The 21,824-nt window shown below is 69.8% G+C and carries 24 protein-coding genes and 1 pseudogene; 11 read left to right on the forward strand and 14 right to left on the reverse strand.

Translation table 11 applies throughout. The features are described from left to right. Positions 1 to 564, reverse strand: coding sequence for a nitroreductase family protein (locus BM249_RS15345; protein WP_091973445.1), 564 nt, complete (start codon positions 562 to 564; stop codon positions 1 to 3). A 152-nt stretch (positions 565 to 716) separates the two neighbouring features. Here BM249_RS15345 and BM249_RS15350 point away from each other — a divergent pair, with 152 nt between their 5' ends. Together BM249_RS15350 and BM249_RS15355 are read left to right on the forward strand one after the other, a co-directional pair. Beyond that, positions 717 to 1,628 (forward strand): hypothetical protein, encoded by a 912-nt coding sequence (locus BM249_RS15350; protein WP_425284837.1) that lies wholly within the window; start codon positions 717 to 719, stop codon positions 1,626 to 1,628. Continuing rightward, positions 1,625 to 2,041 carry a hypothetical protein gene (locus BM249_RS15355; RefSeq protein ID WP_244528791.1) on the forward strand — a complete coding sequence of 139 codons (417 nt, stop codon included), beginning with the start codon at positions 1,625 to 1,627 and terminating at the stop codon, positions 2,039 to 2,041. The genes BM249_RS15350 and BM249_RS15355 overlap by 4 nt, the downstream gene beginning before the upstream one ends. 72 nt (positions 2,042 to 2,113) lie before the next feature. Here BM249_RS15355 and thrS read toward each other — a convergent pair whose 3' ends face one another. Continuing rightward, positions 2,114 to 4,141: a threonine--tRNA ligase gene (thrS, locus tag BM249_RS15360; protein WP_091973448.1), complete on the reverse strand. Its 2,028-nt coding sequence runs from the start codon at positions 4,139 to 4,141 to the stop codon at positions 2,114 to 2,116. Positions 4,142 to 4,494: 353 nt separating this feature from the next. Here thrS and BM249_RS15365 point away from each other — a divergent pair, with 353 nt between their 5' ends. Next, the gene (locus tag BM249_RS15365; RefSeq protein ID WP_244528792.1) at positions 4,495 to 5,877 is read left to right on the forward strand and encodes a 2-hydroxycarboxylate transporter family protein; all 1,383 of its coding nucleotides are present in this window, start codon (positions 4,495 to 4,497) and stop codon (positions 5,875 to 5,877) included. Here BM249_RS15365 and yidD read toward each other — a convergent pair. Next, positions 5,831 to 6,211, reverse strand: coding sequence for a membrane protein insertion efficiency factor YidD (gene yidD / locus BM249_RS15370; protein WP_091973538.1), 381 nt, complete (start codon positions 6,209 to 6,211; stop codon positions 5,831 to 5,833). The genes BM249_RS15365 and yidD overlap by 47 nt on opposite strands. 5 nt (positions 6,212 to 6,216) lie before the next feature. Next, complete coding sequence (locus tag BM249_RS15375) at positions 6,217 to 6,654, reverse strand: iron-sulfur cluster assembly scaffold protein (RefSeq protein WP_091973451.1); 438 nt, start codon at positions 6,652 to 6,654, stop codon at positions 6,217 to 6,219. 288 nt (positions 6,655 to 6,942) lie between these two features. On the opposite strand from BM249_RS15375, the gene folE reads away from it, so the two are divergent. From folE to BM249_RS15390, 3 genes are read left to right on the forward strand one after another with little or no spacing between them, the layout of a single operon-like run. Beyond that, on the forward strand, positions 6,943 to 7,725 hold the full coding sequence (gene folE, locus BM249_RS15380) for a GTP cyclohydrolase I FolE (RefSeq protein ID WP_483127891.1): 783 nt from the start codon (positions 6,943 to 6,945) through the stop codon (positions 7,723 to 7,725). After that, complete coding sequence (gene hisI, locus BM249_RS15385; protein ID WP_425284839.1) at positions 7,722 to 8,165, forward strand: phosphoribosyl-AMP cyclohydrolase; 444 nt, start codon at positions 7,722 to 7,724, stop codon at positions 8,163 to 8,165. The genes folE and hisI overlap by 4 nt, the downstream gene beginning before the upstream one ends. 24 nt (positions 8,166 to 8,189) lie before the next feature. After that, positions 8,190 to 9,191 carry a patatin-like phospholipase family protein gene (locus BM249_RS15390; protein ID WP_091973460.1) on the forward strand — a complete coding sequence of 334 codons (1,002 nt, stop codon included), beginning with the start codon at positions 8,190 to 8,192 and terminating at the stop codon, positions 9,189 to 9,191. Positions 9,192 to 9,202: 11 nt separating this feature from the next. Here BM249_RS15390 and BM249_RS15395 read toward each other — a convergent pair whose 3' ends face one another. Beyond that, on the reverse strand, positions 9,203 to 9,634 hold the full coding sequence (locus tag BM249_RS15395) for a CBS domain-containing protein (RefSeq protein ID WP_091973463.1): 432 nt from the start codon (positions 9,632 to 9,634) through the stop codon (positions 9,203 to 9,205). 188 nt (positions 9,635 to 9,822) lie between these two features. Further along, a complete protein-coding gene (locus BM249_RS15400) occupies positions 9,823 to 10,635 on the reverse strand; it encodes a rhomboid family intramembrane serine protease (RefSeq protein WP_091973465.1) in 813 nt (270 codons plus the stop codon). 246 nt (positions 10,636 to 10,881) lie between these two features. Between BM249_RS15400 and BM249_RS15405 the strand changes: the two genes are divergently transcribed. From BM249_RS15405 to BM249_RS15420, 4 genes are all read left to right on the forward strand, one after another. Next, a complete protein-coding gene (locus tag BM249_RS15405) occupies positions 10,882 to 11,487 on the forward strand; it encodes a PAS domain-containing protein (protein ID WP_091973541.1) in 606 nt (201 codons plus the stop codon). Between the two features lie 207 nt (positions 11,488 to 11,694). Next, complete coding sequence (locus BM249_RS15410; RefSeq protein ID WP_091973468.1) at positions 11,695 to 12,321, forward strand: PilZ domain-containing protein; 627 nt, start codon at positions 11,695 to 11,697, stop codon at positions 12,319 to 12,321. 343 nt (positions 12,322 to 12,664) lie between these two features. Further along, positions 12,665 to 13,306, forward strand: coding sequence for a transglutaminase-like cysteine peptidase (locus BM249_RS15415; protein WP_425284838.1), 642 nt, complete (start codon positions 12,665 to 12,667; stop codon positions 13,304 to 13,306). A 152-nt stretch (positions 13,307 to 13,458) separates the two neighbouring features. Next, a complete protein-coding gene (locus BM249_RS15420) occupies positions 13,459 to 14,160 on the forward strand; it encodes a transglutaminase-like cysteine peptidase (protein WP_091973474.1) in 702 nt (233 codons plus the stop codon). 69 nt (positions 14,161 to 14,229) lie between these two features. Here BM249_RS15420 and BM249_RS15425 read toward each other — a convergent pair whose 3' ends face one another. The 8 genes from BM249_RS15425 to BM249_RS15460 form a co-directional block, all read right to left on the reverse strand. Beyond that, positions 14,230 to 14,559, reverse strand: coding sequence for a DUF6949 family protein (locus BM249_RS15425; RefSeq protein WP_091973477.1), 330 nt, complete (start codon positions 14,557 to 14,559; stop codon positions 14,230 to 14,232). A 138-nt stretch (positions 14,560 to 14,697) separates the two neighbouring features. After that, the gene (locus tag BM249_RS15430; RefSeq protein ID WP_091973479.1) at positions 14,698 to 14,910 is read right to left on the reverse strand and encodes a DUF3126 family protein; all 213 of its coding nucleotides are present in this window, start codon (positions 14,908 to 14,910) and stop codon (positions 14,698 to 14,700) included. A gap of 119 nt (positions 14,911 to 15,029) precedes the next feature. Beyond that, positions 15,030 to 15,887 (reverse strand): serine O-acetyltransferase, encoded by an 858-nt coding sequence (gene cysE / locus BM249_RS15435; RefSeq protein WP_091973543.1) that lies wholly within the window; start codon positions 15,885 to 15,887, stop codon positions 15,030 to 15,032. A 176-nt stretch (positions 15,888 to 16,063) separates the two neighbouring features. After that, positions 16,064 to 16,975, reverse strand: a complete 912-nt coding sequence (locus BM249_RS15440) for a helix-turn-helix transcriptional regulator (protein WP_280142685.1) — start codon at positions 16,973 to 16,975, stop codon at positions 16,064 to 16,066. Positions 16,976 to 17,373: 398 nt separating this feature from the next. Further along, complete coding sequence (locus tag BM249_RS15445; RefSeq protein ID WP_091973544.1) at positions 17,374 to 18,270, reverse strand: lytic transglycosylase domain-containing protein; 897 nt, start codon at positions 18,268 to 18,270, stop codon at positions 17,374 to 17,376. Positions 18,271 to 18,483: 213 nt separating this feature from the next. Next, complete coding sequence (locus BM249_RS15450; RefSeq protein WP_091973487.1) at positions 18,484 to 19,308, reverse strand: Cof-type HAD-IIB family hydrolase; 825 nt, start codon at positions 19,306 to 19,308, stop codon at positions 18,484 to 18,486. 27 nt (positions 19,309 to 19,335) lie between these two features. Continuing rightward, positions 19,336 to 19,899, reverse strand: coding sequence for a gluconokinase (locus tag BM249_RS15455; protein WP_091973491.1), 564 nt, complete (start codon positions 19,897 to 19,899; stop codon positions 19,336 to 19,338). Further along, entirely contained in the window at positions 19,896 to 21,200 is a 1,305-nt protein-coding gene (locus tag BM249_RS15460) for a hypothetical protein (RefSeq protein ID WP_091973494.1), read from the reverse strand. The genes BM249_RS15455 and BM249_RS15460 overlap by 4 nt, the downstream gene beginning before the upstream one ends. A gap of 238 nt (positions 21,201 to 21,438) precedes the next feature. On the opposite strand from BM249_RS15460, the pseudogene BM249_RS15465 reads away from it, so the two are divergent. After that, positions 21,439 to 21,824: pseudogene (locus tag BM249_RS15465) on the forward strand (polysaccharide biosynthesis/export family protein); the annotation flags it as partial.

Consider the following 21,824-nt stretch of genomic DNA (forward strand, 5'->3'; position numbering starts at 1 on the left):
TCAGATCCGGGTGACGATGTCGGCGAGATCCGGCCGGGGCCGGTCGCTCGGCACCTCCTGGGGATGGCCGATATGGATGAAGCCGGCGAGCTTCTCGGCGGGGCTCAACCCGAGGGCCTCGAGGACGCGGCGGTCGTAGGCGAACCATTCCGTGAGCCAGGCGGTGGCGTAGCCCGCCGCGTTCGCCGCCACCACGAGGTTCATGCACACGGCACCCGCCGACAGCACCTGCTCCCATTCGGGGATCTTCGTGTGGGGGCCGGCGCGGGAGACAACGGCCACCACCACGGGGGCGTGGGCGAGGCGCTTGGATTCGAGGTCGAGGCGCGCGGCATCCGCCTCCGGATGATCGGCGGCGTAGGTCTGCGCGATGGTGGCGCCGATGCGGGTTCGTGCCTCGCCTTCGAGGACGAGGAAGCGCCAGGGCGCGAGCTTGCCGTGATCGGGCACCCGGGCGGCCAGGGTCAGGAGCGTGTCGAGTTCGGTCGGGCTCGGCCCCGGTCCGTCGAGGCGAGGCGGCGGCACGGAGCGGCGGGTGCGCAGAAGATCGAGGGTGGCGTTCATCGAAACCTTGTGGCGATGGGCCGGGGATGGCGGCGTTGCGGGAGATCTAGCATAGATGGCGGCCGATGCCGTCGGTCATGCCGTCGCCACGGTCCCGTCGCAGAGCGGTCCGCGCGCCCGCCGAGGTGTGCCGCGCGCAAGGGAGAGGTCGCATGAACAGGAGCCCGACGGTCGCCGTCGCCATGATGGCCCTGGGGCTGGCGATGCCCGCGCGCGCGCAGGATGGTGGCCTCCACAACCGGATCGGGCCGAACCTCCCGACCCCGTCTCTGACCGAGCCGGAACCGCAGCCCTCCGCCCCCCGGATCGACGCGCCCCTGACCCTCGGCGCGGTGTTCGCCGGCAACGACAAGCCCCTGCGTTCGGGCCTCGCCTGGCGCATCTACGAGGACCGCACGGACGGGGTGAAGCCCGCCATCGTCGCGCGCTCCGAGGCCCCCGAGCCGAGCTTCACCCTGGCGCCCGGTGCCTACGTCGCCACCGTGACGTACGGCTTCGCGAGTGCCGCGAAGCGCATCGTCATGGCGGGGGCGCCGGTCTCGGATGTGCTCAAGGTCAGTGCCGGGGCGCTCAAGCTCTCGGGAGCCATCGGCGACGTGAAGATCCCGGCGGCCCAGGTCGCGTTCTCGGTGTTCGTGCCCATCGGCACCAACTCCGAGGGTCGTCTCGTGCGCAGCGGCGTCAAATCCGGCGAGCTGCTGCGCCTGCCCGAGGGCACCTATCACGTGGTGTCCACCTACGGGGAGTCGAACGCCATCGAGCGCGCCGACCTGAAGGTCGAGAACGGCAAGGTCACGGACGCCACGCTCAGCCACCACGCCGCCACCGTGACCCTGAAGCTCGTCGCCGCCCCCGGAGCCGAGGCCTTCGCCGGGACGGCCTTCAGCGTGCTGACGCCGGGCGGCGACACCATCCGCGAGGCCATCGGCGCCTTTCCGCAGGTGGTCCTGGCCGAGGGCGACTACGTGCTCATCGCCCGCCACGACGGGCAGGTCTATACCCGCGAATTCAAGGTCGAGAGCGGGATGGACCGCGACATCGAGGTGGAGGCGAAGGCCACGTGACGAAGTTTCTCCGTCCTTCGCCGCGGCCGTCGCGGCTCGCCTCGGTCCTCGCCGCCCTGCTGATGGCCGGTTCGGCCGCGCGGGCGCAGACCATCGCCGACGGCTCGGACGCCGCCTTGCCCGCCGGGACGGCGCCCGCCGTCATGGCCCTCCTCGGCAAGGGGCTGAAGGCCCCCGAGGCCGCCCGCTACGGTCGCCTGCGCCCGGGCCGGGCGGGGGCCATCTGCGGCGACGTCGATACGACGAACCGGATGGGCCAACACGTCGGCCCGCGCGGTTTCGTGGCCGATCTCGAGAGCGGCTTCGCCGCCATCGTCCCGGACGGTCCCGAGCTTCGCAACCCGGCCAGCCCGGCCCATTACGCGGCGATGCAGCGGACCCTCGCGCTGTTCTCCGCCAATTGCGCGATCTGACCGTTCTCGTTCCCGGCCGCCCGCCGGATCTCACGGACCCTGACCGCGGGGCAGGGTCCGTACGGCTGGGGCTCAGGGTGTCGGGGCCTCGCCGTGATGGGTGTCGAGGCTCACCTCGGCGCTCGGCACGCGCGCCGCGACGCTGTCGGCGCGGATGCGGTCGGGGGCCGTCGCCTCGGCGACGAGGGCCGCCAGGGTCTCGTCGAGGCTGCCGGTCCGGGTTTGCTGGCTGCCCAACCGCCGGACCGAGACCGTGCGCTCCTCGCCTTCCTTGCGGCCGACCACGAGAATCACGGGCACCTTGGCCAGCGAGTGCTCGCGGACCTTGTAGTTGATCTTCTCGTTGCGAAGATCGGCCTCGACGCGCAGGCCGAGGCGGGTCGCGGCGGCGACCACGTCCCGCGCATACGGGTCGGCATCGCCCGTGATGGTGGCCACCACCACCTGCACCGGCGCCAGCCAGAGCGGGAAATGCCCGGCGAAATGCTCGATGAGGATGCCGGTGAACCGCTCCAGGGAGCCGCAGATGGCCCGGTGAACCATGACGGGCGGCTTCTTCCCGCTCTCGGCATCGACGTAGAAGGCGCCGAAGCGTTCGGGCAGGTTGAAATCCACCTGGGTCGTGCCGCACTGCCAGTCGCGGCCGATGGCGTCGCGGAGCACGTACTCGAATTTCGGCCCGTAGAACGCGCCTTCACCCGGGTTGATCGCCGTCTTGATCCGGCCGCCCGACGCTTCCTCGATCTGGGCGAGGACGCGGGTCATCACGGCCTCGGCATGGTCCCACAGGGCATCGGAGCCGACACGCTTCTCGGGCCGGGTCGAGAGCTTCACCACGATCTCGCCGAAGCCGAAATCGGCGTAGGTGGAGAGAATGAGGTCGTTGATCTTCAGGCACTCGTCGGCGAGCTGATCCTCGGTGCAGAAGATGTGGGCGTCGTCCTGGGTGAAGCCGCGCACGCGCATCAGGCCGTGCATGGCGCCCGACGGCTCGTAGCGGTGCACCACGCCGAACTCGGCCATGCGCAGGGGCAGGTCACGGTAGGACTTCAAGCCGTGCTTGAAGATCATCACATGGCCGGGGCAGTTCATGGGCTTCAGGGCGAACCAGCGCTTGTCCTCGGCCTCGTCCCCGGCGGATTGCGCGGCGAACATGTTCTCGCGGTACCATTCCCAGTGGCCCGAGGTCTCCCACAACACTTTGTCGAGGATCTGCGGGGCGTTCACCTCCTGATAGTCGCCCTTCAGGCGCCGGCGCATGTAGGCGATGATCTCCTGGAACACCGTCCAGCCCTTGGCGTGCCAGAACACGACGCCCGGCCCCTCCTCCTGGAAGTGGAACAGGTCCATTTCGCGGCCCAGGCGGCGGTGGTCGCGGCGCTCAGCTTCCTCCAGGCGGTTGAGGTAGGCGTCGAGATCCTCCTTCGTGGCCCAGGCGGTGCCGTAGATGCGGGTGAGCATCGGGTTGTTGGAATCGCCCCGCCAATAGGCGCCGGCCACCTTCATGAGCTTGAAGGCGGTGCCGACCTTGCCCGTGGAGGTCATGTGCGGACCGCGGCACAGGTCGAACCAATCGCCCTGGCGGTAGATGTTCAGGTCCTCGCCGGCCGGAATCGCATCGACGAGCTCGACCTTGTAGGCTTCGCCCTTCTCGGCGAACAGCTTGCGGACATCGTCGCGGGCCCAGACCTCCTTGGTGAAAGCGGCATCGCGGGCGATGATCTCGCGCATCTTGGCTTCGATGGCGGGGAAGTCGTCGGGCGTGAACGGCTGGTCGCGGGCGAAATCGTAGTAGAAGCCGTTCTCGATCACCGGGCCGATGGTGACCTGCGTGCCCGGCCACAGCGCCTGCACGGCCTCGGCCAGCACGTGGGCGCAATCGTGCCGGATCAGCTCCAGGCTGCGCGGGTCCGTGCGGTCGAGGAACTCGATGCGGGCGTCGTGCTGGACGAGGTCGGACAGGTCGCGCACCTGACCGTCGAGGGCCATGGCGACGGTGCGCTTGGCGAGACTCTTGGCGATGCCCTCGACGATGGCGCGGCCGGTGATCGCCTCGTCGTAGCTGCGGGTGTTGCCGTCGGGGAAGGTCAGGATCGGCATGGCCGAGGGGCTCCTTGGGCGCTCACTCCTGCGTACGCGGCAGGTAAGCGGGTCTCGTTCGGGTCGGGGCGTCGAAGCGCGCGGTGCCGTTTAGCCCCATTCGCCGTGCGAAGGAACGCGAAACCGGCCGCGACGGTGACTGGAGCGGGCGGGCGCCGGACTGACAAGTCCGGATGATCGTCACGTCACCACGTTTCACGGTGGTGTCGCGTCAATTGACAACGTGAGCGCGACGCGACTGATGCTGGCGCAAGGCTGCGCCGGGCACGATTCCGGCCGAGGAAAAATCCACGCCACGAGAACAACAAGGGGTCCGGCCCGCGCGGCACAAGGGCTCAGCCGGGAGACACACCATGCCGAGCCCCACACCGACGGCGCACCCAGAGGGCATTGCCATCACCTCGACGGCGCATCTGCCGGGCGCGCAGGGGCCCGCGCGCAGGTTCTGGCCCCAGGGCTGGTGGCGTCTCGTCGACTTCAAGATCGGCATCATTCCGTTCCCGGTCTACGTCGTGCTCGTGGTCCTGCTGGCGATCCTGACGCAGGAAGGCGAGATTCGCGCGGATGCGCCGACGATGATCGCCGTGCTGGTGCTCGGCGGCTTCACCTGTGCCGAGATCGGCAAGCGGCTGCCGGTGTTGCGCAGCATCGGCGCCGGAGCGATCTTCGCGACCTTCATCCCCTCCGCCCTGGTGTTCTACGGCCTGATCCCGCCGCAGATCTTCAAGGCGATCACGGATTTCACGAAGTTCACCAACTTCCTCTATCTCTACATCGCCACCATCATCGTCGGCAGCATCCTGGGCATGGATCGCGAGGTGCTGATCAAGGGCTTCCTCAAGATCTTCGTGCCCCTGGCGCTCGGGTCCGTGGCGGCCGGGATCGTCGGCACCTTCGTCGGCACGCTCCTGGGGCTCGGCGCCTACCACACCTTCTTCTTCCTCGTGGTGCCGATCATGGCCGGGGGCGTCGGCGAGGGGGCGATCCCCCTCTCCATCGGCTACGCGGCGATCCTCGGGCAGGGCCAGGGCGACGTGTTCGCCCAGGTACTGCCACCGGTGATGCTCGGCAGCCTCACGGCGATCATCCTCGCCGGCACCCTCAACGCCGTGGGCAAGCGTCGGCCCCACCTCACGGGCGAGGGCCGGCTGCAGCCGGATCGGGACAACGACGTCGCCGCCGCCAAGGCCGAGGACATCCCCGTGGACGCCGCCACCGTGGGGGCGGCGGCCCTGACGGCGGTGACGCTCTATCTCCTCGGCGTGATGGCCCACCACCTCACGGGCCTGCCCGCCCCCGTGGCGATGCTGTTCCTCGCCGTGCTGGCCAAGCTCGCCAGCGCCGTGTCGCCGCGCCTTCAGGCCGGGGGCTTCGTCGCCTACAAGTTCGTGCAGGTCAGCATGACCTACCCGCTTCTCTTCGCCGTCGGCGTGTCGCTGACCCCTTGGGAGAAGCTGGTGGCGGCCTTCACCGTCCCGAACCTCATCACCATCGTGGCGACCGTCGTGACCCTCATGGCGACGGGGTTCGTGGTCGGGCGCAAGCTCGGGATGTATCCCATCGAGACGGCCATCGTGAACGCCTGCCACAGCGGCCAGGGCGGCACCGGCGACGTCGCCATCCTGACGGCCGCCAACCGGATGAGCCTGATGCCCTTCGCGCAGATCGCCACCCGCATCGGCGGGGCGCTTACGGTGACCGGGACCCTGGTGGTGATGCGCTGGATCGGTGTGTAGGGCGGCCATCCGCCTCGACCCCCTCGCAGGCGAATGGCGAGGGTGGCGCGTTGACGCCGCGCCAGCGCCCGTAGCGCCAGGGCCGGAACCAGCGGGCCTGCGCCGGCAGGGTCTCGGGCACAAGATCGATGCCGTGGGTACCGAAGGGGCCGCAGCGGCAGATCCGGGACACGCCGATCCAGCCGCCGGCCCAGAGGCCGTGCCGCCCGATCGCCTCGTCGGTATAGGTCGAGCAGGACGGCCAGTGCCGGCACTGGCGACCGATCAGACCCGACAGGGTGAGCTGGTAGGCGCGAATCGCCACATGACTCGCCCCTCGGGCGGCGGCCCGCAGCACGCTCAGGCGGCTTTTCGCGATGCCGCCTGGTCGAGGGCGCTCACCACGGCATCGAAGGTGAGGAGGGTCGATGCGTGGCGGGCCTTGAAGTCGCGCACCGGTTCGAGCACGGCGAAATCCGCCCACACGCCTTCCGGCGCCGGGCCGTTCTCCTTCAGCATGGCCCGCACGGCTTCGCGCACGCCGCGTAGATCTTCCACCGTCGCCCCGACCACGTGGCGGGCCATGAGGGAGGACGAGGCCTGGCCGAGCGCGCAGGCCTTCACGTCGTGGGCGAAATCCGTGACCACCCCGTCGGCGACGCAGAGGTCCACCGTGACGGTGGATCCACACAGGCGGGAATGCGCCGTGGCGCTGGCATCCGGGGCGGACAAGCGCCCGAGCCGGGGAATGTCGGCGGCCAGTTCGAGAATGCGGCGGTTGTAGATGTCGTCGAGCATGAGCGCTGTCCTCGCGGCCTGCGCGGGTTCGTACGAAGCCGGCTTCCGGTTCGGTTGTCCGATCCGCGCTACCCGCATTGCGCGGCGGCACGATAACGACGATATAGGCGCCAACGCGCCGTTTCGCGAGGAGGCGGATCGTCGATCCGGGCTGCGCCCACGGCCTGGATCGCGCCTGCGGCCTGGGCGTCCCCGCCGGCCGAAGCCCCAGACGGCAATGGTTCGACGATGTACGCCAAGCCCGACAGCAACACGATGACGACCCGGATCGCTCGGGCGGAAGATGCCATGGATGCCGCGCTCAAATCCCTTTCCTACCGCCTGACCGAGACGGAGGATTCGCGGATGGCTCAGAAGATTCCCGAAGCGGCCCGCCCGGCCGCCGTGCCCGCGCCCCTGAACGGCCTGCGCAACGACAACGCGCCCGCCCCCGCACCGACGGCGGAGATCGCGCCCCTGCCGGCCTCCGCCAAGCGCGTGCCCGATGCCATCGCCACCGGCCGCCCGAGCCGCGAGGAGGCCGAGGCCGCCGTACGCACCCTCCTGCGCTGGGCCGGCGATGACCCGAACCGCGAGGGCCTGCGCGACACACCCGCCCGTGTGGCGAAAGCCTATGGCCAGCTGTTCGGCGGCTATGAGCAGGATGCCGATGCGCTCCTCGAGCGGGTGTTCGAGGAGGTCGAGGGCTACTCGGACATCGTCCTCGTGCGCGACATCCCGTTCTACTCCCATTGCGAGCACCACATGGTGCCGTTCATGGGGCTGGCCCACATCGCCTATTACCCTACCAAGGGCGTGGTCGGCCTGTCGAAGCTCGCCCGCGTGGTCGATACCTTCGCCCGCCGCCTGCAGACGCAGGAGACCATGACGGCGCAGATCGCCGACGTGATCGAGAGCATCCTGAAGCCGCGCGGCATCGCCGTGATGGTGGAGGCCGAGCACCTGTGCATGGCCATGCGCGGGGTCCAGAAGGCCGGCGTCTCGACCATCACCACCCAGTTCCGGGGGGCCTTCAGGAACGATCCGAACGAGCAGGTGCGCTTCCTCACCCTCGTGCGCAACAAGTCCTGACGGCGGTGGCGATCTCCTTTCCCGCTCCGGGGGCAAAGGCCGAGGTCGAGGAGGGCACCGTCTTCACGCCCCGCTTCGACGCCAACGGCCTCATCGCCTGCATCGCCGTCGACGCGACGGACGGGCAGGTGCTCATGCTCGCCCACATGAACGCCGAGTCCCTCGCCCGCACCCTGGAGACGGGCGAGGCTTGGTACTGGTCGCGCTCGCGCGGTGAACTCTGGCACAAGGGGGCCACCTCCGGGCAGATTCAGCGCGTCGTCGAGATGCGGGTGGATTGCGATCAGGATGCTGTGCTGATCCGCGTCGCGGTCGGCGGCGATGGCGGGTGCTGCCACACGGGGCGGCGGGACTGCTTCTACCGCGGCGTCGAGCTCGGAGCCTCGGCGGGAACAGTGCGCCTTCACCCCGCCGCTTCGCCGACGCCGGCCTCCGGATGACTTTCCCCGCATGACGGTCCTCGCATGACCTGGGACGGTTCGGCATCCGACGCGGCCCGGATCGGCGCCGGGACCGTCGAGCCCGTGGCGGCGCCCGCCCCGCGCCGCCCCCGGATCGGCCTCGCCCTCGGCGGTGGTTCGGCCCGGGGCTGGTCGCATATCGGCGCCCTCGAGGTGCTGGAGGAGGCCGGGCTCCATCCCGATGTCGTCACGGGCTGCTCCATCGGCGCCGTCGTCGGGGGCTGTTACGCGGCGGGTCAGCTCGGCCTGCTCAAGGCGTTCGCCCTGTCCCTGACCAAGCGCCGCGTCGTCGGTCTCCTCGATCTCCGCCTCGGATCGGGTCTCATCGCGGGGGCCCGCCTGCGCCGGCGCCTGGAACGCGACCTCGCCGACCGCCGCATCGAGGCCCTGCCCGTCCGCTTCGCCAGTGTCGCCACCTGCCTCGGGACCGGCGCGGAAATTTGGCTCACCCGGGGCAACCTCGTCGATGCCCTGCGGGCCTCCTACGCCCTGCCGGGAGTGTTCCCGCCCGTGCGGCTCGGTGACCGGCTTCTCATGGACGGGACCCTGGTCAATCCCGTCCCCGTCACCCTGGCCCGCGCCCTCGGGGCGGATGTGGTGGTCTGCATCAACCTCAACGGCGATCCGCGCCCGGATGGCGGGCCGGTGATCCTCGACCCGGTCGCGCCCGCGGCAGAGGTTTTCGTCGCCCCCCCGCGACGCCGGCGCCGGCCATGGACCCTGCTGCGGTCCAAACCGCCGCATCCGCGTTCTCCACCGTCCGGTGCGCCGAGCCCCGGTTTGGCCCGGGTGATGCTCGACGCGTTCAACATCACCCAGGACAAGATCTCGCGGGCGCGCCTCGCGGGCGATCCGCCGGACGCGACGATCGCGCCGCGTCTCGCCGAGATGGGCCTGTTCGAGTTTCACCGCGCGGCGGAAGGGATTGCCCTCGGTCGCGAGGCGGCGCAAGCCGCCCTGCCGGCCATCCGCGCCACCGTCGCGTCGGCGGCGGCGCGGGTCTGAGTCCCGCCGACTTACGCCATGGTGATGTAGTCACGCATCGCCTGATGCTCGGCTTCCACGGCGGCGATCCGGCGCTTGACCACGTCGCCGATGGAGATGAGCCCGGCGAGCCGCCCGCCCTCCAGCACGGGGACGTGCCGGAAGCGGCCGTCGGTCATGAGGTGCATCACATCCTCGACGCTCGCGTCGCGGGCGCAGGTGACGACGTCGGCGGTCATGTGTTCGGAGACGAGGGCGTCGAGGGCGGCCGCCCCCTGGCGGGCCAGCGCCCGCATGATGTCGCGCTCGGACAGGATGCCGAGAACCGCGCCCTCGGCATCGCTGACGACGACGGCGCCGATGCGTTTCTCGGCGAGGAGATGGATCGCCTCGTCGAGGGTCCGCTGCGGCTCCACGGTGACGACGGAGCGGCCTTTTTCGGCGAGGATACGGGCGACGGTCATGGCGTGTTCCCTTCCTGATGCGCGCTTGAGCTGCGGCTGGGTTGGTCCCGGCTCGCGGTTCTTGAGGTCGAACGGTCCAGCCTCCTTCGGCTCCGAAGCCGTCTGTGGCGATAGTGTGGCCGTCGCGACGTCCTGGCAAGCGGGGATGCGTCAACCATGATTCGGCGTGGGCGGCGTCCCCGCCCGCGTCAGCCCCGGTGCCGGTCGAGCAACGGCAGCAGGAAGAAGCCGATGAGGAAGCCGCCGAGATGGGCGTCCCAGGCCACCGCCGTCGCCTCCGCGCCGAGCGGCAGCGAGATCACGCCGAACAGGAAGTTGGTCACCAGCCAGATGGTGAGGAATATCACCGCCGTGCGGTTGCGCAGCAATTCCGGAATCGTCTGCAGGCGCTGGGGCGGGGGCAACTGCCAGGGCTGAGCGGGCCGATAGGCCGGCGGCGGCTGGAAGACGAAGCGGGCCGCCGCCGCCATCAGGGCCGAAACCCCCGCGGACGCGCCGATGAGGGGCGCGGTACTCAAGGGATCGAGGATCACATGCAGGGCGCCACCCGCGACGGCGCCCGCCAGCGCGAGGATTCCATAGCGCAGGGCGCCGTAGCGGCGCGCCACGGGCGAGCCGAAGGCGGCGAGCCACACGGTGTTGAAGATCACATGGGTCCACGAGCCGTGCAGGAGCGCGTAGGTCGCGAAGGTCCAGGGGCTGGCGGACGGTTCGGCCGCGATGTAGCGGGCGAAAGCCTGACGCGCGCCGACGAGGTCGGGATCGCCCGCCGCGCCCGCCGCCTTCAGGAGGTCCGCGATCCGCGACGGATCGATGGCCACGGTCCAGCGCCCGGGGATCAGGGCGAGGTGGATGAGGGTCCAGATGTCCCACTCGTCGGGCAGAACGAAGTCACGCAGGGCGTGGATCGCCAGCAGCACCGCGATGGACGCGGTGACGACGCCCGGCATGTTGAACATCGGGACGCGGTTCTGAGGCGGCAGATCGGGCATGGCATCCATGGCGCCACCATGTCGGGGCTTTCGCGGATGCGGCAAGCCCCGGTCCGGCGAAAGTTCCGGCCCGAGCACGCAGACCGTATTAACCTTAAAGACATTAACCTTAAACAAAGGTTAAGCGCGCGCCCGTTTCGCAGGCGGCATAGGGTGTGCTGTGCCTTTCGAAATCCTTTCGGCGCGCGGTCCTCCGCGTCCCGAAAGGAAACGCATCGCGCCGGACCCGTCAGGGCCATGCCACCGCAGGACATCATGAAGCATCCGACCAGTCGCCTGCTCCACGCCTACTGGGACGGTCTCCGCCGGGGGCGGGCCGCGCCCGACCGCAGAGAGGTCGAGCCCGGCGCCATCCGCAACCTCCTGGCCGACAGCCTGATCCTCGAAGTCGATGTGCCCGCCAGCAGCGCGGCGATCCGGCTTGCCGGCACCCGCGTCTGTGCCCTGTTCGGCCGCGAACTGCGCACCAACGCGTTCGCCGACCTCTGGGGGGCCCCGGATGCCGATCCGTGGCGTCTCGTCGAGACCGTGGCCGTGGATACCCTCGGAGTGGTGGCCGGGCTGACGGGAACGACGGCCCGGAACGAGACCATCGACCTCGAACTCATCCTCCTGCCCCTGCGCCACCGGGGCCAGACCCAGACGCGCATCCTCGGGGCCTTGAGCCCCCACGTGGTGCCGCATTGGCTCGGCCTGCGGCCGGTCACCCGCTTGAGCACCACGTCCCTGCGCGTCCTCGGGCCGGACCTGCGGCGCCTCGGCGGCGCCGAGACCTCTTTCCGCGACCTGCCCGCCCCCGCCAACGACGCCCTGCCGTTTCGCCGCGGCCATCTTCTCGTCCACCCCGGCGGCCGGGGCTGAGGTCGGGCCTGGGACAGGCCGGATTTTCCGCCTGGGCTGGTCCGGCCGTGATCCTCGGGATTGTCGCCCTCGACCCAGGTGACGGAAGTCACTTCGCCGGCGAGCGAAGACGCATCCCGGGGCCGCGCGATCGCATTCGCGGAAGGGTTTCGTAACTGAGCGCGGCCTAGCGTGCCTGGCTTTCAGAGAGCTGGACCGTGTTCGATCATGCTTGAGGACCTCGTCCGCCCCGAGGCGAAACCCGCCCGTGGGATCCGTGTGACGGACAAGCGCCGGCACCAGCGCGTGAAGGTCGCGCTGCTGGGCCGATACATGCTGACGGACCGCCGGGAATTTCCGTGTCAGACCGTGGACATGTCCCCGGGGGGCGTGCGCCTCACCTGTGCCGAAGCGGGACGGATCGACGAGCGCGTGGTGCTCTATCTCGAGCAGATCGGGCGGCTGGAGGGTGTCATCGCGCGCGTCGTGCCCGAAGGCTTCGCCGTGCGTCTGAGTTCGACCTCGCGCAAGCGTGAGAAGATCGCGTCCCAGCTCACCTGGCTCGCCAACCGCGAAAGCCTCGGCCTGCCCGAGGGCCGCACCCACGAACGTCTCAAGCCCACCGTGCCGGGCGTGACCCTGCGGTTCGACGGCGGTCGCGAAATTCCCGCCCTGCTCATCGACGTGTCCATGTCGGGCGCGGCCATCAAATGCGGCATCGCTCCCGCCCTCGGCAGCATCGTCGTGGTGGGCCGGACCCCCGGGCGGGTGGTGCGCCAGTTCGAGGGCGGTTTCGGCGTGAGCTTCCTTCTGCCGATCTCGGCGGACCTGTTCCACGAGGGAATCCGCCTCTAGCCCGGCCCCATTCGAGGCTCCGCCTCGGATCGAGAACCTGCGGTCTCAAAAAGGCCCGGAGCGATGCTCCGATCTTCGGATCGGGATATCGCTTCGGGCCTTCATCGTTTCCGCCGCCCCGGCGAAGCGCGCGTATCGTCCCGGCGGAGGGGGCGCGGCGCCGCGATGGTTTCCGTTTCGTGAAACCCCTCGGGCAATTGTGAACGATCGGGGAAGCGGCGGATTGGGGCTGTCTCGGATGAGCCGGATATGGGGCCCGATTCGATAAAATTGCGCGGATCGATTTCAGCGCGGTGCAGTGGCCCGCGCCCCATCCTGACAGCATCGAAGGACGGGGGTTGCGATGCATGGGATGAAATCGGTTGCCGTAGGCGCCTTGACACTCTTGGCGACGGCGTTCGGGACGACTGTGCCCAACGCTCAGACGGCGCAGACGACCCTCGCGGCCCTGCCCGCTCCGGCGACCCTCGCGTCGCCCGTCGGGCCGGCTCGCCCCATCGCGGCCTGGAGCACGTTCTGTGATCGCTATCCGGCCGAATGCGCCGTCAACGCCAACGAAGCGGCGCGGATCGTCCTCACGCCGGCCACCTGGAACCTCATCGTGTCCGTGAACAACCGGGTGAACACCCGGATCAAGCCGGTGACCGATCTCGATCATTGGGGGTCGGCGGACCGCTGGGACCTCGCCGAGGACGGTTCGGGCGATTGCGAGGATTTCCAGCTCCTCAAGCGCAAGCTCCTAGCCGAATCTGGCCTGCCGCGCCGGGCCATGCGGATGACGGTCGTCATCGACGAGAAGGGCGAGGGTCACGCCGTGCTGACTCTGATCACGGATCGGGGCGACTTCATCCTCGACAACAAGACCAGCCATGTCCTGCCCTGGCACCGGACCGGCTACGTCTTCATCAAGCGCGAAGGCACCGATGCCGTGGCGTGGGTCTCCCTCGGCGGCGTCACCTCCCCGACCACCACGGCCAACCGCTGAGATCGGGCTCGACTCCGAATGCCGAAATTGTCCGCTCCGAGGTGGAACCGGGCCCGATCAGGTGCGTTAAAAAGGGTTTAACTTTCCGATTGAGCGCCGGGCGCTACCGTGCCAACTTTGCCGCGTCAGCAATGGACGGCAGGGCGACCCGAATGCGGCACGCGATTCTGCAGAGGCTCGGCACATCGGCATTCGGCAGGCGGCGCGTTCTCCGCGCGCGCTTGAGCCGCGCCGGTCGCCTCGCCTTCACCGGGGCGATCCTGCTGTGTGGCGGGGTCGGCACGCAGGCCCGTCCCGTGCAGGCCCATTCCACGGCGGCGTTGCCCGAGGCCCCTGCCCTGCGGGCGGGAACCGAAGCCCGGCCGGTGGCCGCCTGGACCGATTTCTGCGCGCGCCATCCGGGCGAATGCGCCGTCAATGTCCGCGAGCCGGCGCGCATCGCCTTGACGCCGTCCATCCGCGCGATGCTGGACAGCGTCAACCATCGGGTCAATGCGCGCATCCGGCCGATCACGGATATGGCCCATTGGGGCGTGGTCGACCGGTGGGACTTTCCCGACGACGGGACGGGCGATTGCGAGGATTTTCAGCTTCTCAAGCGGCGGATGCTGGTGGCGCGGGGCCTGCCCCGGCGCGCCCTGCGGATGACCGTGGTGATCGACGACCTCGGCGAGGGCCATGCGGTTCTCATGGTCCGCACGGATCGCGGCGACCTCATCCTCGACAACAAGACCGACGCGATCCTGTCCGCGCAGGGGACGGGCTACAGTTTCATCAAGCGCGAAGGCCAGGACGGTCTCGCCTGGGTGACCCTCAACGGCGGCGAGTCCCCGGTGGCGACGGCCAACCGCTGAAGCCCGTCGCGAGGTCCCGCGGCCGGCTCGGCGTTCGGGACCAGGCGATACGGAGCCGGGGGATGGCCTTCACGCCCCCGCGATCATGTGGGCGAGGTCGAGGGCGACGCGGCCCGACATCAGGCTCCAGCCGCAGGCGATCATCGTGGCGATCATCACGAACGGGATCGGCCGACGCTCGAAACGGCGTCCGCGCAGGGTGTTGCGGAGGATGATGAAGGGGGCGCCGAAGGCCAGCATCGGCAGGGCCGCCACGGCGGTGACGCCGCCGCGCTCGAGCAGGCTGAAGCTCGCACGCCGCGCGGTGAACAGTTCGAACGCGCTGGCGAGGAGGCCCGACAGGGCGAGGCCGATGCACAGGGTCTGGAGGGATTCGAGGGCCGAGGGGGTGAGTGTCATCACGCGAACGCTCCACGCTTGAAGAAGCCTTGGAGCGCACTGTGCCCTGTCGTTTACGAAACGTTAAGGCTTTCCCCGCGTTAGGGTTAAGCCTGTGCACGGGCCATCGGTGATCGCCCGTGCGGAACGCGCGTGGACTCAGTCCTCGAGGTCGATGTCGAGGATCGCCATGGCGAAGTTGAACGAACGGTCGCCGTCCTCGTCGTCCACGGACACCACGCCCAAAAACTCCTCTCCGATGTAGACCTCGGCCGAATCGTCCTTCTTGGGGCGGGGCACGAGACGGATGTTGGTGTTCGCGAAGGTCCGGCGAAGGTAGTCCTGTACCTTGGTGATGTCGGTCTTGGTCACGCTGATCGCCTCTCGCGTTCGGGGTCGGATCGGCCTGCGCCCGGTGACGGTCGCGGGCTCGAGTCCGGGACCGCTTGCCATGCCGCCGGGGCGTGGGCAAGCGCCGGGACCGACCCGCTTCAAATGCCTTCGGCGATGTGAATGAACGCGTCGAGACCGAGCAATTGGTCCATGGCGCGGGACGGCTCGGCGCAGCCGGCGGTGCCGACGACGCGGGCGGGCACGCCCACCACCGTGGTGTGGGGCGGGACGGCCCGCAACACCACCGAACCGGCGGCGACGCGGGCGCATTCGCCCACCTCGATGTTGCCGAGAATCTTGGCGCCGGCCCCGATCATCACGCCCCGGCGGATCTTCGGATGGCGGTCGCCCCGCTGCTTGCCGGTGCCGCCGAGGGTCACTGCGTGCAGGATCGACACGTCGTCGTCGATCACCGCCGTGGAACCGACCACGAGGCCGGTGGCGTGATCGAGGAACACGCCCCGGCCGATCTGGGCCGCCGGATGGATGTCCGTCTGGAAGACCTCGGACGACCGGCTCTGGAGATAGAGGGCGAGGTCACGCCGGTCGTGGGTCCAGTACCAATGGGCGAGGCGATGGGCCTGAAGGGCGTGGAAACCCTTGAAGTACAGCACCGGCTCGATGGCCCGGGTCGTGGCCGGGTCGCGGTCGAGGATGGCGCCGATATCGGCCCGGAAGATTTCGCCGAGGCGCGGGTCGTCGGCGATGGCCTCGTGGAAGCCGTGGGCCACGAGTTCGGCCTGCAGGGACGCGTGACCGAGGCGCGAAGCCACCCGGTGGGCCACGGCCCCTTCGAGAGTGGGATGGTTCAGGATGGTCGCCACGATGAACGAGGCGAGCTGCGGTTCCGCGCGGACGAGGGCCTCGGCCTCCGCGCGCAAGCGGGACCAGATCGGATCGAGGGTCGGAATCGTGTTCCGGTCGCTCGGGCGGGTCGGGGAAGAACGGACGGACATGATCTCCTCCTCGCACATTCAAGGCCTCGGCGACGCGTCGGGCGTATGATCGTCTACGAGCGATCGCCCCCGGAGGTCAGGGGCCGCGCCTGCCGGGCCGCTGGGAGAACGTCTCTTCGTGTCCCACCTTAGGGTGTGGTTCGACCGGGTGCCGATCAAGGGCGGCCCGTGACACTTCAGGCGTGACGCATCGCCGGGAGGGCGCCGAAGCGCGCCTCGATGGCGGCCGCGAGACGATCGACCATCGTCTCGACGGGAACATCCGACGTGTCGACCACCGAGGAGGCCCGGGCGTAGAGCGGCTCGCGGCTCGCGAGCACGGCCCGCAATTCCTGCATGGCGGAGGGATGGTCGCCCGTGGTGGCGAGGTCGCCTTGATCGCGCACGCGCTGCATGTGTTCCTCGGGCCGCGCCCTGAGCCAGATCGTGAAGAAGGCCTGCAACAGCAGGTCGTAGGTCAGGGGCTCGGCGACGATGCCGCCGCTCGTCGCCAGGATGAGCGGGCCGGGATGCTCCGTGAGGCGACGCAGGGCCACCTGCTCCAGGCGGCGATAGCCCTCCTGTCCGTAGATCGCGAAGATCTCCTTGACCGAGAGGGCGTTCTCGCGCTCGATCTCGGCGTTCAGTTCGACGAAGGTCCAGCCGAGGCGCTCGGCCACCCGGCGGCCGAGGGTCGATTTTCCAGCGCCGCGCAGGCCGACGACGGCGACGCGCGGCTGCGGGGCTTCGCCGCGCGCCGGGGCTTGGCCCGACAGGATACCCTTGGCGAGGGCGATCTGTTCGGCCGAGGCTTGTCCCAGGAGATCGCGGACCAGGGGCCAGTCGGGGGCCATGCTCTCGCCGGCGATGAGGTCGTCGAGGCGTACGCCCATGGCGTTGGCGACCCGACGCAGGAGGATGATGGAGACATTGCCCTGGCCGCTCTCGAGCTGCGCGATGTAGCGTTCCGACAGACCGGAGGTCTGTGACAGGAGCTTGCGCGAGAGCCCACGCAGCGTGCGGGCGTGCCGGACCCGCCGGCCGAGTTCCGTCAGGAAGATCGATTCTTCTTCTACCGCGCCGGCCATGCCGTCGTCCGTCTTCCTGATATGCTGGCAGGCCGAAAGCCCGCGCAGCCCTTGATTTCAAACTTGCCGTCGCTCGCGGCCAACGCGCGAAAACAACGCCATCATCACGCGACAGGTGACGAATCGACCGATCCTCGGGATCGAAAGACCCGTATCCTATCGCGTCCAAGGAGACATAGCTCAATCGTATTCAATTGAGCACGCCACTCTTCCGGTATTGGTCCGGCGCGGAACACGCTGCAATGCGGCATGTGAGGTCGCGGAAGGGTGAGCGCAAGCGTCTCCCGCATGGCTGCTGGGGAAAAGCGGGTCGTGCCGCACTTTTGTGCAGGGGGCGATGGTCTCGCCCATGGGCGGGACGAGGGTTCGCAGCGCCCGCTGCCCAGCGGGTTGGGGGGGCGGAGGCGGTTTCGAAAGGGTTACTGTGCGGCGGGAAGCGCCGAGGCTTCGAGGATCGGCGCGACGCCGGTCTTCCTCGCGACGGGGAGGCGTCCAACGGAGGCGAGCAGGACGGAAGAGGGTCGGCGCGGGGGCAGCGGCACGGCAACCCGCTCGCTCGGGGCGGGGTCCATGGAGGTCGGCGTCGTCAGCGAAACGGCCGTCGTCGGCACCGGCGCGAGGGGCGTCATCGAGACGGGGGACGGATCGAGGCTCGCCATCGCGGTCGGCGCGGCGGCCTCCGAGAGGGAGGCGGGCCGGCGCGGTGGCAGCGGAACCTCGACGCTCTCCGTCGGGACGGCGTTCGCCGCCGGGCTCGGGGCATAGGCCAGGGCGGTGTTGGCGGCGGCGACGTTGGGGGCGGCGGATGCGGATCGATCGAAGGCGCTGGTGAAGCTGGCGCCGGATTTCGCACCGGAGGCCACGGTGGTCACGTCCTCGGGGGCCTCGGTCTCGATGCCGAGACGCTTGGCGGCGTAATAATAGCCACGGTTGTAATAGCCGTAGGCACGGGCGAGGTCGCCCTTGGCGGTCTTGTAGGCGCCCGCGAGGTAGGCGATGCCGTAGCGCAGGTTCACCGCCGGATCGAACAACCCGGCCGCGTCGCCCTGATAGCCGAGGCCGCGCGCCGTGGCGTGCTTGATCTGCATGAGGCCCAGCGCGCTGCCGCCCTTGGCGTTGGGATTGTAGTTGCTTTCGCGCTTCACCACCGCGTGGACGAAGCTCGCCGGGACGCCGGCGGCGCGGGCCTGCGCCTCGATCAGCGCGTCGATGTTGTCCCGCGCGGCCGTCTTGCCCTGGGCGCAGGCCGGGGTGGGCAGGATCTGAGCCGGAACGGCCAACGCGGCGACGGCGAGGAGCAAGAGGCGCTGGTGCATGCGGTGACCCGGATCGTCCTTGTTCTGAGCGGCCAAGGTCGGGGCCAAATGAGGCTGGAAAGCGGCTTGTCGCCGCGATTGGGGCGAGCCAACTCTGCTTTCCCCATGTGCTGTGGCGCACGGGATACACACTTGAGAAACATAAATTCCGCCCCCGGGACGGATTTGTTAAGCACCGCAAGGCCGTGAGGCCCGCCCGCCGGCCGTGGACGGTCAGGCGGATCGGCTGTGCAAAACGAATTCGTCGATGGCGTGGGCGAAGCCGTCCGCGTCGTTGCTCACCGTCACGGCGCCGGCCGCCGCCTTCACGTGCGGCGCGGCGTTCCCCATGGCGATGGACAGGCCGGCTCGCGCGAACATCGGCACGTCGTTGCCCGCGTCTCCCAGGGTGGCGATCCGGCTCCGGTCGATCCCGAGGCGGCGGCTCATGGCCTCGACGAAGCCGCCCTTGCCGGCGCCGGCCGGGGTGACGTCGAGGTAGTAGGCCTGCGAGCGGTGGACATCGGCCCCCTCCCCCAGGGCCGCCGCGAGACTTGCTTCGCAGGCGGCGAGGTACCCGGCATCGCCGCTGACGCCGACGATCTTGGCGGCCCGGTCCAGGAGCGGATCGAGGCTGGCGACGGGGGTGGGTTCGGCCCCGAGGGTTCTGCGTTCGAGGTCGGTATAGGGGCCGTGCGGGTCGGTCAGGTTCCAGGCGCCGTCGGCGAACACCCAGACGTCGAGGCGGGCTTGCGCGAGCCGGGTCGCCGCCTCCCGCGCCACGGCGCCGGGGATCAGGGTTTCGGACAGGACCGTGAGGTCGGGCGCCACGATGGTGCTGCCGTTAAAGGCCCCCAGCGGCAGGCGCAGGTCGAGGTCCGCCACGAGGGAGCCGAGCCCCATGGGCGGGCGGCTCGACGCGATGGTGAAGCCGATGCCGGCTTGTCCCAAGCGCCGCACGGCCGCGCGGGTCGCGTCCGTCAGGCGCTTGTCCGTGGTCACCAGGGTGCCGTCGACATCGGAGATGACGAGGGCGATGGGCGGGGCGGAGGGATTCATGGCGGCCCGTCTCTATTCTGGCTTGCTCTATTCTGGCTTGGCCTCCCTCAATCCCAAACGGGCGGCGATCGTTGCCGCCACGGTTTCGGCGGGCGCGTCGACGGAGACGGTGACGGCCCCCTCCTCCGCCGTCGGAGGCTCGAGGATGGCGAATTGGGTATCGAGGAGGCTGGCCGGCATGAAGTGCCCGCGCCGCGCGGCGAGCCGGGCCTCGATCAGGGCGCGGTCGCCGTGGAGATAGGCGATGCGAACCTCGGGGCGTCCGCGCACGAGCGCGTCGCGATAGGCGCGCCGCAGGGCCGAGCAGACCACGATTCCCGGCTCGCGCGCCTGGAGCCGCAGGTCGATCCAGGCCGCGATGGCGGCGAGCCAGGGGGCGCGGTCGTCGTCGTCCAGGGGATGGCCCGCCCGCATCTTGGCGATGTGGGCGGCGCTGTGGAAGCTGTCCCCGTCGACGAAGGCCCAGCCGAGGCGTTCGGCGAGGCAGGCCGCGACGGTGCTCTTACCGGAGCCCGACACGCCCATCACCACGACCACGGTGGGGGCGCCCGGGGCGGCCGGGGCGAACTGGGGCTCGGGAAATCCGGTCATGCCGCGGTCTCGGGGTCCAACGGCGCCGGCGCGTCGGGCGCGGCGGCGGACGGATGGCGAGGAGTCAGGACCCGTTCGCGCAGGCGCTGGGGGCCGAGGGTCATGGCGAAGAAGTCATAGGCCCCATGCCGGTCGTTCGCCATCAGGAACTGGAAGTGCATCCGGAACGGCCGCCAGCGGACCCGGTGATAGGTCTCCGGGCTGATGATGTCGCGAAACCGCGCCGAACGGATCAGGGGATTGGTGGCGGGGCGGTCGCCCAGCGCGAAATCCAGTTCCTGCAGGGGATTGAAGCCGGGAAAGTTCATCCAGTCCTGCGGCGCCTGGTAATCGACCCAGACGACGCGATGGCTGGTGCAGAGCGCGGCGATCTCGGCGCGCAGGCGGGTCGCGCGGGGCTGGAGCGCCACGAGGGGGAGGCCCGAGCCGAGGGTGACGAGGGCGAAATTCGCCGCGCCCGTCCCGAGGGTCGGATCGCGCGCCAGCACCCGCGCGGCGACCTCCACCGCCGTCATGGCGCCGGAGGAGTGGCCCACGAGCATCACCTCATCGATGGAGGCGCCCTCGGCCGCGAGGGCGGCGAGGCGCGCGAGGACATGGTCTGCGAAGGCGTCGAGGCGCGCCGCGTAGTCCGGCCGCCAGCCCTGGCCGTGCTGCCAGTTGAACACCCAGTCGTTGAGGAGCTGCCAGAAGAAGACGCGGTTGAGGAGCGCCTCGATGGCCTTGATCCAGCCGAGGCCCACGAGGAGCCCGAGGGGCACCGTCGCCCAGAGCGGCCAGCCCAGGCTGTGCCCGAACCCGTCGCCGAGATGGGCGTGCACCAGGCCCGCGATGAACGCCGTGCCGAGGCCCAGGATCAAGAGCAGGACGAACGGGTAGAGGATGACGTTGCCGTACTTCCAATTGAGCCGGTAGAACCGCACCATGAGGCCGGTGACGATCACCTGCAGGGTGCCGAGCACGAGGAGTCCGGCGCTGACGAAGCGCGAGCGGGCGAAGTCGCGGACCACGAGGTCGTCCCACAGCAGCACGTCGTAGTCGGTCCGCGCGGCCCCCCAGGCGGGCTCGGCGGCCACGCTCCAGCCCTGCACGCGGCCATCCGGGCTGAGCGTGGCGGGTCCGATCCGGGGCTTGGGCAATCCGAATCGCTTGGCCCAGCGCGAGACTTCGCGCACGAACAGCATCCGGTAGCGGGTGCGCCCCTCCGGATCGTAGCCCGGGATATAGAAGATCTGACGCCTTCGGACCGCCCCCGGAATCGCTTCGGCGAGGCCCGGAGGTGTGTAATCGAGAGGGAGCATGGCACACGCTGCCCGTGGCCTCGGGGGATCGAGGTCTGAAGGGCCGCCGACAGGTGGGCACATCGCGCGTGCCGCCACAAGCGTCCCGAATGTCCAGATCGAACAGGCGGGAGCCGGTGCACAGCGGGGATGACGGCACGGTCCGGCCGGTCCCAACGGGACTGTGACCGCCTCGCCACGGACAGGGCGATGGGGATGGTCTAGGCAGCAGGCGAGAGAAACCGACAGGCGATCCTGCATGCGCGTTCTACCCCTGGCCCTCTGCACCGCCCTGGCGGTGTCGGGCTGCTCCTCGATCCTTCCGGGCGCCGGCCCGACGACGGGCGCCATCGTGGACGGGGCGGACGTGTCGACGAGCGAGGGTACCTTCGCGCGCTACGAGATCATCGATCTCACCGCCGCCACCGTCGAGGCCCTGCGCGGACGGCCCCTCGACAGCCTGCTCGCCTCCTTCGGCGATCACCGCCCGTCCATGGAGCCCGTCATCGGGATCGGCGACTACGTCGCCGTCTCCGTCTGGGAGGCCGGGTCCGGCGGCCTGTTCTCCGGGCCGCTCTCCGCCGACCGCTTCTCCGCCGGTTCCAAGGCCGCCACCATCCCCGAGCAGGTGGTGGCGCGCGACGG

Source organism: Methylobacterium gossipiicola, assembly GCF_900113485.1.
GTDB lineage: Bacteria > Pseudomonadota > Alphaproteobacteria > Rhizobiales > Beijerinckiaceae > Methylobacterium > Methylobacterium gossipiicola.